Annotated in this window: 10 protein-coding genes and 1 pseudogene; 2 read left to right on the forward strand and 9 right to left on the reverse strand. The window is 35.9% G+C overall.

Translation table 11 applies throughout. The features are described 5' to 3' along the window. Window positions 1–21 precede the first annotated feature (21 nt). A pseudogene (locus JFT95_RS15390) lies at window positions 22–1,553 on the forward strand (BA3702 family sensor histidine kinase). Window positions 1,554–1,689: 136 nt separating this feature from the next. Here JFT95_RS15390 and JFT95_RS15395 read toward each other — a convergent pair. The 5 genes from JFT95_RS15395 to JFT95_RS15415 form a co-directional block, all read right to left on the reverse strand. Continuing rightward, window positions 1,690–2,484: a phosphotransferase gene (locus JFT95_RS15395; protein WP_033729858.1), complete on the reverse strand. Its 795-nt coding sequence runs from the start codon at window positions 2,482–2,484 to the stop codon at window positions 1,690–1,692. 138 nt (window positions 2,485–2,622) lie between these two features. After that, window positions 2,623–3,237 (reverse strand): alpha/beta hydrolase, encoded by a 615-nt coding sequence (locus tag JFT95_RS15400; RefSeq protein ID WP_201053664.1) that lies wholly within the window; start codon window positions 3,235–3,237, stop codon window positions 2,623–2,625. A gap of 27 nt (window positions 3,238–3,264) precedes the next feature. Beyond that, a complete protein-coding gene (locus JFT95_RS15405; protein ID WP_002167825.1) occupies window positions 3,265–4,203 on the reverse strand; it encodes a ring-cleaving dioxygenase in 939 nt (312 codons plus the stop codon). 485 nt (window positions 4,204–4,688) lie between these two features. After that, entirely contained in the window at window positions 4,689–6,263 is a 1,575-nt protein-coding gene (locus JFT95_RS15410) for an FMN-binding glutamate synthase family protein (protein WP_201052736.1), read from the reverse strand. Window positions 6,264–6,330: 67 nt separating this feature from the next. Continuing rightward, window positions 6,331–7,458, reverse strand: coding sequence for an alkene reductase (locus JFT95_RS15415; protein ID WP_201052737.1), 1,128 nt, complete (start codon window positions 7,456–7,458; stop codon window positions 6,331–6,333). A gap of 432 nt (window positions 7,459–7,890) precedes the next feature. Here JFT95_RS15415 and JFT95_RS15420 point away from each other — a divergent pair, with 432 nt between their 5' ends. After that, on the forward strand, window positions 7,891–8,985 hold the full coding sequence (locus tag JFT95_RS15420; RefSeq protein ID WP_201052738.1) for an NAD(P)-dependent alcohol dehydrogenase: 1,095 nt from the start codon (window positions 7,891–7,893) through the stop codon (window positions 8,983–8,985). 538 nt (window positions 8,986–9,523) lie between these two features. On the opposite strand, the gene JFT95_RS15425 is transcribed toward JFT95_RS15420, so the two are convergent. From JFT95_RS15425 to hutU, 4 genes are all read right to left on the reverse strand, one after another. Beyond that, the gene (locus JFT95_RS15425; protein ID WP_170935206.1) at window positions 9,524–9,985 is read right to left on the reverse strand and encodes a CarD family transcriptional regulator; all 462 of its coding nucleotides are present in this window, start codon (window positions 9,983–9,985) and stop codon (window positions 9,524–9,526) included. A 291-nt stretch (window positions 9,986–10,276) separates the two neighbouring features. Beyond that, on the reverse strand, window positions 10,277–11,248 hold the full coding sequence (gene hutG, locus JFT95_RS15430) for a formimidoylglutamase (RefSeq protein WP_002128542.1): 972 nt from the start codon (window positions 11,246–11,248) through the stop codon (window positions 10,277–10,279). Next, complete coding sequence (gene hutI / locus JFT95_RS15435; RefSeq protein ID WP_002128543.1) at window positions 11,227–12,498, reverse strand: imidazolonepropionase; 1,272 nt, start codon at window positions 12,496–12,498, stop codon at window positions 11,227–11,229. The genes hutG and hutI overlap by 22 nt, the downstream gene beginning before the upstream one ends. Before the next feature lie 12 nt (window positions 12,499–12,510). Continuing rightward, on the reverse strand, window positions 12,511–14,169 hold the full coding sequence (gene hutU / locus JFT95_RS15440) for a urocanate hydratase (RefSeq protein WP_201052740.1): 1,659 nt from the start codon (window positions 14,167–14,169) through the stop codon (window positions 12,511–12,513). Window positions 14,170–14,175: the final 6 nt, after the last annotated feature.

Raw genomic sequence — 14,175 nt, forward strand, 5'->3', positions numbered from 1 at the left:
TAATTGTACGGAGGAAATATTATGAGTCGTAAAAAATATTCATCTACTCAAAAAAGCGTCATCCGAACGTATCTGAACGCCTGCGAAACCATATACAAAATCGTTCTTTAGCAGAAATGTATGCATCTCTTTTTGAACATAACCCTGATAGTATTATTTCATTGAATTTAGAAGGAGTTATTTTACATATTAACCCCTCTGCGGAAAGAATATTAGGTTATACTTCTAACGAATTAGAGCGAAAAACAATCACTTCTATTTTAGAAGCACATATTTCTGATCAAGTGCTACAATACATAAAAAATGCTGCAGCTGACAATCAAAAAGAGTATATCGTCTCTATTTATCATAAAGACGGATATTTACTAGATGTCGTAACAAAATTAGTTCCTATTTTTGTTAAAAACCGTTTAACAGGTGTATACGCCATTATGAAACCCCTTGAAAAATCAGAAAGAATTGAGAAAGTATTACAAGAGAGTGAGAAACGATTACGCACATTAATGAATTCAATGCCTGCATTTGTTATTTTTAAGGATCATGAAGGACGCTGGCTTGAAGCGAATGACTATGCGCTTTCTTGTTTCAATTTCCATAACGTTCCTTATCATGGAAAAAAAGATAATGAACTCATTCAATATAACGAAGCATACCGCGAATCTTTTTTGCATTGTGAAGAAGTCGATGAACTAACATGGCAAAAAGGACAAATTCTTCACGGAGAGGAATTTATTATACATAGAAATGATTTCGACTTAGTTTTAAGCATTTCAAAAGTCCCACTCTTCCATCCTGATGGCTCACGCAAAGGTCTTATAGTGATGGGAAGAGACGTTACCGAACTAAAAGAAACTGAAAAGTTATTACGGAAATCCGAAAAACTTGCAGTAGTAGGACAACTGACAGCCGGAATTGCCCATGAAATTAGAAACCCGCTCACTTCATTAAAAGGATTTTTAACGTTATTACATCCAGAAATAAATGAGGAAAATAAATGGTATGTGGACGTTATGTTGAGTGAGATTTCACAAATGGAATCTATAACAAGCCAATTTATGGCGATGTCTAAACCACAAGTGTTATCTATTCATACATGCAACGTACAAACATTAATTGAAGAAGTTGTAACTTTTATTTTACCAACAGCAGTTATGCATAGCGTTCATATCATCATGGATCATTTCGATTATATTTCTGACATTCAATGTGACAGTAATCAATTAAAACAAGTTTTGATTAACATATTAAAAAATGCAATCGAGGCGATGCCTGATGGTGGTAACATATTCATTCAAACAGCTTCGTTAGAAAATGATTTTGTTTCAATACGCATTATGGATGAAGGTTGTGGGATTCCTGAAGAGCGCATGGCTCGTCTTGGCGAACCTTTTTATAGCTTGAAAGAAAAAGGAACTGGTCTTGGCTTAATGATGTGCTATAAAATCATTCAAGAGCATCACGGAAAATTATTCATTTCCAGTGAATTAAACATAGGAACAACTGTCGATATCCAATTACCGATTGCTACAGCTCAGCCTGTAACAAACTCTTAACTATGCTACATTAATATAGTAAAAGACATCTGTTATAAGTAGTCGGGTTATTGTGGAAAACATCTACACTAATACGTTAAAAAGCTCAAAGTCCCTATATGACTCTGAGCTTTATTTTTGTATACGATTTATTTTATTAAATCCACTCTTTTCCATGTTTACGAATAAACTGAATATCATTTTCATAATGTTCAAGATGCCCTTCATCTATCATCTTTTGGAAGTTCATATCGCCTTCTAGTGCTTTTCTTTTCATGTATTTACATAATCCTTCTAATCGTAGAAGTACCATCTCCAAATAATCCTCGGCGATGCCATCACTTTTATAGGACTCAAAAAACAATTTAACTCTTTGCTTTATGCGGTCTGCATGCTGTAATGAATTATAATAAACCGCCGCACCTGTTTCCTTATAATAAACTCTACTTAATGGGACACAAGTGTAAAGAGTATAGGCTATGTCCCAAAGTCTTGGCCCAGGACCCGCAACATCAAAATCAATAATACCTACTGGTTTTTCATTATTAAAAATAATGTTGTATATTGCAAAATCATTGTGGCATACAACCTCTATTTTATTTGGAGTATTATCCATCGGTTTCCAATCATCTGATAACGGGAAATCACTCACAGCATCATGATAAAGACGGAGCATCTTCGCTATTTCTTTTAAAACATCATTAGACCACATGTACTCTTTTAAAGGGTAATTACCAGCTTCTCCTTCAATAAATGATAATATCTCTCTATCTTTATCATCAATACCTAAAAACTTTGGTGCATAACTAAAACCTTTGTTTTCCAAATGGTTTAATAGCTTATGAATTCGGGTACTGCCTTTTTTTAATTCTCGTCGAACAGTATCTTCCGAACGATATACGTTTGAGACATTCCCTCCCGTTAGCATTTCTTCATTTTCGTAGTTTGACATCTAATAGTTCCCCTCCATTATTCTACATTTTCTTTATATTTTAACATAACTTTCCTATTCTCTTTTAACCCCCTTAAATTGCAACAAAAAAATCGAGTATAAAATCTTTATGATTTTACACTCGATTTAGTCTACTATTTATGCATGTGAAAATATTTTTTCATACCATTCTGTTGCCTTCTCTACTTCATTCATCGTTAATTGATGTCCTCTATTTTCCCAATGCATTGTTACATTAGCATCTACATGTTCTAATAGCATCTTCAATTCCTCTGACTCAGAAGGTGAACAAATTGGATCATTTGTTCCAGCAGCGATAAATACGAATTTCTCTGCTAAATTAGGTAATTGTATTCCTCTTCTAGGCACCATTGGGTGATGAAGGACTGCACCTTTTAATGCATTTTCGTAATGGAATAATAAGCTCGCCGCAATATTTGCTCCATTTGAATACCCAACAGCTACGATATTATCTCTATCAAATTCATATGTTTTTGCTGCTTCATTTAAAAATTCATTTAATTCCTTCGTACGGAAAACAAGATCCTCTTCATCAAAAATACCTTCTGCTAATCGGCGGAAGAAACGAGGCATCCCATTTTCTAATACATTTCCACGAACACTTAATACAGAAGCTTCCCGATCAATTCTTTCTGCAAGCGGTAATAAATCTAATTCATTTCCTCCTGTACCATGAAGCAATAACAACACTGGTTTTGACGTATCTTTTCCTTTTTGAAAAACATGTTTCATCATATTCCTTTTCCCCTTTCAATCACTTTAATCTAGATTTCTCACTTCAAATGGTAAGAGTGTCTGTTCAATTTGTTTTCTATGTTGTTCATATCGATCCGGTAATTTTAACTCCTCACCCATCGTCTCTAAAGATTCGTCATGAGCAAAACCAGGAGGGTCTGTTGCAATTTCAAATAAGATTTCGCCGTGTTCTCTAAAATAAATTGCGTTAAAATAGTTTCGGTCTTGTACAGGGGTTACACCATATCCAAAGCGAGACACATGCTCTTTCCAGTCTAATTGATCAGCATCATCACTCGCTCTCCAAGCAATATGATGAACTGTACCAACACCCATTTGCCCACGTCCAATTGTTGATAATCTCAAATCGATAATATTTCCAATATCAGCAGAAGAACGGAACCGCATAAACTCTCCCTCTTCTCCTACTTTCTCAAGACCCATAACATGCTCTAACAATTCAGCAGTTTTTTGAGGTTGTGCAGATAAAAGAACAGCACCGCCAAATCCTTTAATTGCTACTTCTGGCGTAACTTCCCCAAAAGTCCAATTATTTAATTCGCCCTCTTCTCTTTCAACTAATTCTATATGCAAACCATGTGGATCATCAAATTCTATATACTGTTCTCCAAACCGAGTCATTTTTGTATACGGTACGTCGAATTTTTCTAATCTATTTTCCCAAAACTCCATAGTACCTTTTGGTACGACATAAGACGTAATGCCTACTTGACCGTCCCCAATAATACCTTGACGAGCACCTGCCCATGGAAAAAACGTAATAATTGTTCCAGGCTTTCCTCCTGTATTACCAAAATAAAGATGATACGTACCTGGATCATCAAAATTCACTGTTTGTTTTACTAAACGCAATCCTAATACACCTGCATAAAAATCTACATTTTCTTGTGGGTGACCTACGATTGCTGTAATGTGATGAATTCCCATCGTTTTCTTTTCCACTTTCTCCACCCCTTTTTTTATTTCATTACAAAAAACGTTTATTCGCTAAAATTCATTATTCATTTTGTCCATATGATAAAGTTCAATCCGCAATACTATCTTTTACAAAATTGAGGTATCTCTCTAAAAAACTAACACATTTCATTTAGTTCAAAAATTATCTCGAATTCGAGATAATTCACAAAAAAACTACAGTTCTTATGATTATATTTTAAATATTGATTTTATGATTTTGACTATCCTTCAAAAAATATCTTGAATCCGAGATTTATTATAGTCTAATTAGTTTTTATTGTCAATGCAGATATCGTTTCATTTTTTCATCAAAAACAATATTCTGATAACTCATCTCCATCAAATAATTTGTTTGAAAAAGAGCAACCAAAAAGCGGGAACATTCATGTAATAAATTTCCACTTTTCCCATAACCAAAAAAGCCATACAAATGTATGACTTTTTTGATTATTTTTTGTTCAGCTACATATTTACTTCCCAATTACGGAAGGAAACAATTCCGAAAGTGGAACTACTTTCCCCATCTCATCTTTAAACACAATATGCTCTCTCGTTAAATGGCGCGGGCTCTTTACCCCTGCTGCTGCCGCTAATGAAAACAAACTATATCTCATACTAATAACATAGTTCATTACTCGCCATTTTTTTTCATACGGATCTAATGCTTTTTGGTAGTGTGGATTCGTGGTTGCAACCCCAGATGGGCATTGCCCTGAATTACATTGAAGTGCCATAATACAACCGCTTGCCATCATAAATCCGCGTGCTGAATTTACGGCATCTGCACCGATAGCTAAAGCAATCGCCACTTTATCTGGCGTGATTAATTTCCCGGAGGCAAACACCTTTAATTTATCCCTGACACCGTAATGATTTGCTGTATCAATAAATGTAAGTAATGCCGGTATAAGCGGAAGCCCTATACTATCTGCCATCGATTTATATGTTGCCCCTGATCCACCTTCTGAACCGTCGATTGTAATAAAATCTGGATAGATGTTTAATTCTTTCATTGCTTTTAATAAATCTTCCAAAGGCTTTTGTTGACCAATTACAATTTTCATGCCCACTGGTTTACCACCGTTTTCTTGTAAATCTTGAATAAAATATAAAGCCTCTGCGGCACTACTAATAAATGAAAAACGATTTGGCGAATTAATCGTTTCTCCTTCTCGTACTTTCCGAACGGAAGCGATTTTCTCATTTACCTTCTGTCCTTCTAAATGACCACCACGTATTTTTGCTCCTTGCCCAAATTTCAATTCAAACGCTTTAATATTACTTTCTTTCGCCTTCTCCATAAATTCCTTCATCGAAAAATTCCCGTCCTCGTCACGGTATCCAAATAATCCCGGACCAATTTGGGCAATGATATTTGCACCCGTATGTAAATGTTCCGGTATTACACCACCTTCCCCCGTATTAATCCATGAACCGCCAGCCATCTTCGCGCCAAATCCACTTGCCAAAATATAATTTTCGCCAATCGCACCGTAAGAAGTTGCTGATGCGCCAAACATGCCATACAGTTTCCACGGATATTTGCGGTTTTCACCGACGATAATTGCATCATCTTCTTCATATAACCAAAGATTCGTTGTATCCGCTGTCAATTTTTCTCTTCGTGAAAATAACCCTTCTTTATGAATCACATACTTTTTCCCTTCACGTTCTTTCGTTACATTCACACTTAATTCATCTGTTAATTTCGGAAATAATGTATTAGCGATATAATATCCAGATGCATCAAAATCTCGTTTTGATCCAAAACCGAGTATTTCTGAACGGTATTTTGCTAGAAACATTACACTTTGAAAATCATAACGTGAAAAGGGCTTTCCATCCGTATCATGATCAAACCAATATTGCCTAAATTCCGGTCCTATCTTTTCAAGTAAATAACGCATCCTTCCTAAGTATGGATGTAACTTTAATATAGAATGATGCGTCCGTTTTTTAATAAAAAATGTAATAATAAAAAAAATGATTAATAGTAACATCAATAAGAGCAATATACTAATAATAACGAGTAGCGTTTCACTCATCCCGCTTCCTCCTATGAAAATCCATAATAAAAGGAGAACACCTGATGTGTTCTCCTTTTATCTTTATTCAAATTAATGTAGCAAGATGCTCTTTCGCGTCATATTCAACCAAATTTTCAGCATTTTTAATTCGCTGAACAAAATCTGGATTAGCGATTAATGGTCTTCCGAACGCCGCTACATCAATTGTTCCTTCTTGCAGTGCTTCTTCTGCCTCTTTCGGATTCAAATTACCTACTCCTACGATAGTACTATCCCAATACTTTCTTACTAATTGATGAAAATCCTTACCGTCAGCAATAACTTGCGTATAATTCATCGTTGAAGGGTGAATCATCGTTAATCCAACTTCTTTAAACATATTTACAAACGTTTCAATTGCAAGTTCAGGATGTTCCCACATATAAGTAGGATTATCACCTTTAAAGGCAGAGAAGCGAAGAAGCGTTTTATCAGCTCCAACTGCTTCAATTACAGCCTGAACAACTTCTTTCATAAACGTTAACCTTTGTTTTAAGTCACCGCCGTATTTATCAGTACGCTTATTCGCAAATTCATAAGTAAATTGGTCAATTAAATATCCGTGTGCACCGTGAATTTCTACACCATCAAATCCAGCTTCGATTGCGTTTTTTGCAGCCTGTGCATATTGATCGACAACTTCTTTTATTTCTTCTATTGTCATTGCTTCTGGTGTATCAAACGGTTTACGAAAACGCGGAACATTACCCTCCGCGGCAATAGCAGACGGTGCTTGCGGCATTTGACCACCAATTATCTCGTGATGACTCATACGGCCAACATGCCATATTTGGGCAATAATCGTTCCACCTTCTTTATGTACTGCCTCTGTAACAGGCTTCCACGAATCGATTTGTTCTTGTGTATAAATACCTGGTACTCCTGGATTACCTTTTGCCCTTGGGCTAATGACGATTCCCTCTGTAATAATTAAGCCAACTCCATCAGCTGCACGTTTTCTATAATACTCTACCACATCAGTACCAACGACTCCCGTTTCATGATCCGCAAAACATCTCGTCATCGGTGCCATCGCTATGCGATTACGAAGAGACCAAGATCCAATTTGAATCGGATGAAATAACTTCGTTTCTTCAATATTTTCAAAAGACCCCCAAGCGTTTATATTTGTTCCTTCATAAATACTTGCCGCTTTATTATTTGAACTTGTCATTTTTCTTCCCCCTAAAAAAATCTAACTCTAATCGCATCATACTTACTTATAGATAGTAACGTCAATTTATACGCTCTTACGTAGGAATATTCGTATAATATAACTAACCGTTTTTAACTTTAAGGATTCTGAAATTCAGGAATCTACTGTTTATTCTAATGTCCAGTAAGTGGATGAGGAAAATACTTATTAAGTGGATGTTTTCTTTTTTTCTAGTTTTATTACTATAGAATATATCGGTAATTAATTATTTAACTATTTACTAACCAAAAAGAACCTGTTTCCAATGTACTATGTTCAAACTTACACTAACGAGGTTTCAATAATTCATTTGTTTTTTAATTATACCAACGAAATTTTAGGAACTAATAAAAGACTCCTAGATAATTGAAAGTATTTTTTCTTATTTAATTTTTAGAAAGAAGGATAACAATGAAAACAAAAGCTATCGTTTCTACACCTGAAAAAGATTTTAATATGCAAGAAGTATACTTAAACGATATTAAAGACGATGAAGTATTAGTAAAAATTATCGCTTCGGGTATATGTCATACAGATGCAACAGTTTTAGACGGTACAATGCCAACACCAAAACCAGTTGTTTTAGGACATGAAGGTTCTGGTATCGTAGAAAAAGTGGGAAGTAATGTAACATCGGTTAAACCTGGTGACCATGTTGTAATTGGATTTTCTTACTGTGGTCATTGTGAAAATTGCTTAGATGGTAATGCTGCTGCTTGCGAAAATATGATTGAATTAAACTTCTCTGGAAAAAACAAACGCCATGTAACACCTATACACGATCTTAACAATAATGACATTTCTCAATTCTTCGGCCAATCTTCATTCGCATACCATGCCGTTGTTAATGAGAATAATACTGTAAAAGTACCAAAAGATGTTGATATACGTTTGTTAGGACCACTTGGTTGTGGAATTATGACTGGTAGCGGTACGATCCTAAATTCATTACAGCCAAAACCAGGTAGTAGCCTAGTTGTATTTGGAACCGGTGCTGTTGGCCTTAGTGGCTTAATGGCAGCTAAAATTGCTGGATGTACTACAATCATTGCCATTGATATTCATGATAGTCGTTTAGAATTAGCGAAGGAATTAGGGGCTACACACACGATTAATAGCTTAAACGAAGATCCAGTTGCCAAAATTAAAGAAATTACAAACGGTGGAGCTAATTACTCCTTTGAAACAACTGGCGTAAATACTGTTACACTGCAATCCATTCAATGCTTACGAGTAAAAGGTACAATGGCAACTGTTGCTGTTGGTAAAAAGGATTTAACTTTAAACGTAACAAATGAAATTGTCGTAAAAGCTATTACAATTAAAGGGGTAGTTGAAGGTGATTCAGTACCGCAACTATTCATTCCAAAATTAATTAATTTCTATCAAAAAGGACTATTTCCATTCGATAAGTTTGTACAATTCTATTCTTTTGAAGAAATTGCTCAAGCATTTGAAGATTCTAAAACAGGAAAAACGATTAAACCTATTATCGTAATGGAGTAACATTTGTTTACTTTTTCCCGATAACTAACAAAACAAAAATATCCTGAAATGGAATAAATAAAATTAAAAAGGTTTCCTAAGTAGGAAACCTTTTTTAGTTGACCATATAAGGCTAACAATTCGTTTATCTCTTTTAAATAAAGAAAATAAACAATTATTATCTCCTCACATATGGAAAATCTCTTAACAATAGAAGTGGGAGTGGTTCAGTATTCTTCTAAAAATAATAACTTATATACCTAAAACAATGAAAGCCCTACCTCTCTTTCATCCTTACGGCTCCTCGTCCGTGCCAGTGTGAATCAGGATTGCAAAAATCAAGTAACTATTTTATCGAGTTATTTAATTAAACTTCGAACATTCGTAAAAGAAATTAAAAAATAAAAATGGATTAAATTGTAGTAATAACAAAAGAGGTTAATGCTCTAAAAGTGGTTTGAAAGAGTTGAATGTCTTTGAAATGATTGATTTTCTATAATTATATTCCCAAAAAATTCAAGATCTTTTTTGGGATGTAATACATTATCTACAATGAATCTTAACAAAAGCTTTTTATTTGATTTTCTGTGATACCTTCAATTAATCCCAGCTCACTAATCAAAAATTCATGTGCGTTATCTAACATTTTCTTTTCGCTTGCATTAAGTGCTTTTTCTTTCTGCATACGTAATAAATCACGTACAACTTCAGCACCTTCTTGTATTTTACCCGTTTTTATTTTATCAGTGTTCAATTTATACCTTTGTTTCCACGTAAGTAATCTATCTGATTCCCCATGCTGAAAAATATCTATTATGTTTGTTAATGCCTTTATATCTGTAACTGGTCGTATATTTGAACTCAATATTTTCCCCATAGGAATCATTACTTCCATATTACTAGCCGACATTTTTATAACATAATACTGTCTTTTTTCTCCTGAGATTTCCTTTTCTTCTATGGCTTTAATTATACCTGCTCCGTGCATTGGATAAACGATGTTATCGCCAATTTGAAACAAATAATCCACCTCCATATATGGTAACCTTCTCAATCTTAACACACATTTATTTTTTTAGCAAAATTTTTATAATATCACAAAATTATTTTCTATGTCAATTTATTTACACATAAAAATTCAGGCTGTACAGAAACACTAAAAAACCCGCGATTTTGTTACATTTCTACACCCATTTTCTCCAATTTTATATACCTTGTAAAACAAAAAAACACATCACTACATATAAGTAGCGATGTATTTTTATATAATGACAAAAACGGTTGCTTCAAAACTTCACACACGATCCTTCGCTTATATACTAACCTGTTTACTAATCGTTTCTCGCGCTAAAAGAAAACTCATAATCACTTGCGCAGCTACTCTACTCGTCATATCCCTAAAATCAAGAGTTGGATCAATCTCTACTATATCCATCCCTTGAACGAGTGGCTCTTTACCAAGGAATTCAATTGCATCAAGTAAAGTTGTACTATCCATCCCACCAGGGCCAATTGCTGGACAGCCCGGCGCAAACGCTTGGTCTAGTACGTCCATATCAAGAGAAATATAAATAGAAGTCACATCTTGTTTTCTTAATACTTCAATACTTTCTGAAATAAGATCTTTTATTTTTCGCTCTCTTACATCTTTCATTGTATACACTGTCACGCCATGCTCTTTTGCATATTCATGGTACGCTCGTGCATTTGAAAAATTACGAATCCCAATTTGAACGAGCTGTTTTCCTGTAATCACATCATTTTCTAGCAAACTACGGAACGGTGTACCATTTGATGGACCACCATCATCTAAATTACGTAAATCATGATGGGCATCAAATTGAATAATACCGACCTTCCCTTTACTATTTGCAAAACCAGTTATACTCGGAAAACTAATCGAGTGGTCACCACCAAGAACGATTGGTATCATTTTCGGATTTACTTTCGTCAAGTGACCAACTGTTTTCGCAATTCGGTTATGACTCTCTTTTATATCTGTCACATGCATCGTAATATCACCACAATCATGAAGAACACTTTCTTTCATATCGTGTTCTTCTGTAATTGCGTACGTGCTATATGCATCCAACATTGAACGAATTGTTTTTGGTGCAAAACATGCTCCTGAATGACTAATAGATGGTTTAGAAAGGGGCGCTCCAATTAAGGCAGCACCGAATATTTCCACACCTTCCTCCCAATTTTTAATCATTTCGCTCCACTTCGTCACTTCACGATCGATAAACTTTGCATTTTTCTTTAAATAGTGGCCGTGCTCCACGATTGTTCACCTCTTGTATATGCGATATTCCCATTCTTCCATACTGTATTTACATGACTTACGCCGTAATGGTACGGTACGTAAGCGTAATTATAAGCATCCCATAAAACTAAATCCGCCTTACGACCAACTCTAATTTTCCCAGCTACATCGCCTCGATTAATGGCATAAGATGAGTTCACTGTTACCGCATTCCAAACTTCTTCTGGTGTCATTTTCAGTTTCAGCATCGCAATGCTCATAATAAGCTGAATGTTTTCAGTTGGACAGCTACCTGGGTTAAAGTCTGTAGCTAAAGCAACTGCAACACCTTCATCAATCATTTTGCGGCCGCGTGCGAAGCTTTCTTTATTTAAATAGAAAGTTGTTCCTGGTAATAAAGTTGCTACTGTATTAGAATTCGCAAGCATTTCAATTCCTTTATCAGAAGCGCCAACTAAATGGTCCGCTGATGCTGCACCAATTTCAGCCGCTGCTTCCGCACCACCAAGAGGGTCGATTTCATCTGCATGAATTTTCACATCAAAGCCAAGCTCTTTCGCTTTTAATAAAAATTCTTTTGATTCTTCTACAGAGAACACACCTGTTTCACAGAAAATATCAACGAACTCAGCTAATTGCTTCTCTTTCATTTCTGGCAATAGATCTAGCATCCATTGTAAAAATTCTTTCGATTTTCCTTTGTACTCTTTCGGAACTGCATGAGCACCTAAAAATGTTGAAACTAAATCGATTGGATGCTCTTTTTGTAATTGTGCAGTTGCCTCTAATTGTTTCCATTCTGTCTCATCATCCAATCCGTAACCACTCTTCGCTTCTACAGTTGTAACTCCGAAAGATAGCATACGGTCTAAATGGAATTTAGCTTTTTGAACAAGTTCTTCTTTCGACGCTTGTTTCGTTGCATTTACAGTTGAAAGAATACCTCCACCTTGTTCTAAAATTTCCAAGTACGGAACTCCTTGTAGTTTTAGCGCGATTTCATTTTCACGAGATCCACCAAATACAAGATGAGTATGCGGATCAACAAGACCAGGAGAAACCATTTTCCCACCGCAATCAATAACCTCTTTCGCTTGTAATCCTTTAGCTTCTTCCGCTGTTCCAACGAAAGTAATTACACCATTTTCAATTCCAACCGCACCGTTTTCAATAACAGGAAGCGTATTCATCGCTTCCCGTCTTAACAAGCCATCTTCTTGATCCATTGTTAGTAATTGACCGATATTTATTAGTAAAGTGTCCAGCATGTTTCTTCCTCCTTATTTCATCATTGGAATGTTAACGCCTTTTTCTTTCGCAGTTTGAACCGCTAAGTCATAGCCTGCATCAACGTGACGAACAACACCCATACCAGGGTCAGAAGTTAATACGCGTTCAATACGTTTTGCCGCTGCTTCTGTTCCATCTGCAACGATAACCATTCCAGCGTGAAGTGAATAACCCATACCAACGCCACCACCGTGATGAACAGACACCCAGCTTGCACCGTTTACACTGTTAATTAATGCATTTAAAATTGGCCAGTCTGCTACTGCATCACTACCGTCTTTCATAGATTCTGTTTCACGGTTTGGAGATGCTACTGATCCACAATCTAAATGGTCACGGCCGATAACGATCGGTGCTGATAATTCACCATTAGCCACCATTTCATTAATAATGCGGCCAAATTTCGCACGCTCGCCATAACCAAGCCAACAAATACGTGATGGAAGACCTTGGAACTCAACTTGCTGACGTGCCATACGAATCCAATTACATAAATGCTCATTATCCGCGAACTCGCGTAAAATAACTTCGTCTGTTTTATAAATATCTTCTGGATCACCAGAAAGTGCTACCCAGCGGAATGGTCCTTTTCCTTCACAGAATAATGGACGGATAAATGCTGGAACGAATCCCGGGAAATCGAAAGCATTTTTTAATCCTTCATCGAAAGCAACTTGGCGAATGTTATTTCCGTAATCAAATGTAATCGCGCCTTTTTCTTGCATTGCAAGCATTGCTTCTACATGTTTTTTCATACTTTCTTTTGATAATTGTACGTAACGTTCTGGATCTTCTTCACGAAGCTTCGCTGCTTCTTCTACTGTGTAACCTACTGGAATATAACCGTTTAATGGATCATGGGCAGAAGTTTGATCCGTAACTAAGTCAGGGATAATATTACGGTTTACTAACTCAGGTAAAATTTCTGCTGCATTACCTAATAATCCAATTGAAATAGGCTCTTTCTTCTCTTTATATTCGTTTGCAATAGCCAATGCTTCTTCTAATGATTCTGTATACTTATCACAATATCTCTTTTCAATACGACGATCGATACTACGCTTATCTACATCAATAGCAATTACAACACCGCGGTTCATCGTTACAGCAAGCGGTTGTGCGCCACCCATGCCACCTAAACCAGCAGTAATCGTTACAGTACCTTTTAATGAACCATCGAAATGTTGACGTGCCGCTTCACCAAATGTTTCATATGTTCCTTGTAAAATCCCTTGTGTCCCAATGTAAATCCAGCTACCCGCTGTCATTTGTCCGTACATCATAAGACCTTTTTTCTCTAGTTCACGGAAGTGATCCCAGTTCGCCCACTTCGGTACTAAGTTTGAGTTCGCTAAAAGAACGCGAGGCGCATCTTCATGTGATTTAAAAATTGCTACCGGTTTTCCTGATTGAACAAGTAACGTTTCATCGTTTTCTAACGTTTTTAATGAATCAACAATTGCATGGTAGCTTTCCCAATTACGAGCTGCACGGCCAATTCCGCCATATACAACTAATTCTTCTGGTTTTTCAGCTACTTCAGGATCTAAATTGTTCATTAACATTCGAAGTGCAGCTTCTTGAACCCATCCTTTCGTTTGTAACTCAGTACCTCTTGCCGCACGAATTGTTTGTTGTACTTTTTCCATTTCAAT

This window comes from Bacillus sp. TH17 (genome assembly GCF_016651125.1).
In the GTDB taxonomy this organism is placed as follows: Bacteria; Bacillota; Bacilli; order Bacillales; family Bacillaceae_G; genus Bacillus_A; species Bacillus_A mycoides.

Coding starts and splice junctions, on each gene's coding strand:
- JFT95_RS15420 (WP_201052738.1), top strand. CDS start 7,891: ATGAAAACAAAAGCTATCGTTTCTACACCTGAAAAAGATTTTAATATG.
- hutU (WP_201052740.1), bottom strand. CDS start 14,169: ATGGAAAAAGTACAACAAACAATTCGTGCGGCAAGAGGTACTGAGTTA.
- JFT95_RS15395 (WP_033729858.1), bottom strand. CDS start 2,484: ATGTCAAACTACGAAAATGAAGAAATGCTAACGGGAGGGAATGTCTCA.
- JFT95_RS15410 (WP_201052736.1), bottom strand. CDS start 6,263: ATGAGTGAAACGCTACTCGTTATTATTAGTATATTGCTCTTATTGATG.
- hutI (WP_002128543.1), bottom strand. CDS start 12,498: ATGCTGGACACTTTACTAATAAATATCGGTCAATTACTAACAATGGAT.
- JFT95_RS15415 (WP_201052737.1), bottom strand. CDS start 7,458: ATGACAAGTTCAAATAATAAAGCGGCAAGTATTTATGAAGGAACAAAT.
- JFT95_RS15400 (WP_201053664.1), bottom strand. CDS start 3,237: ATGAAACATGTTTTTCAAAAAGGAAAAGATACGTCAAAACCAGTGTTG.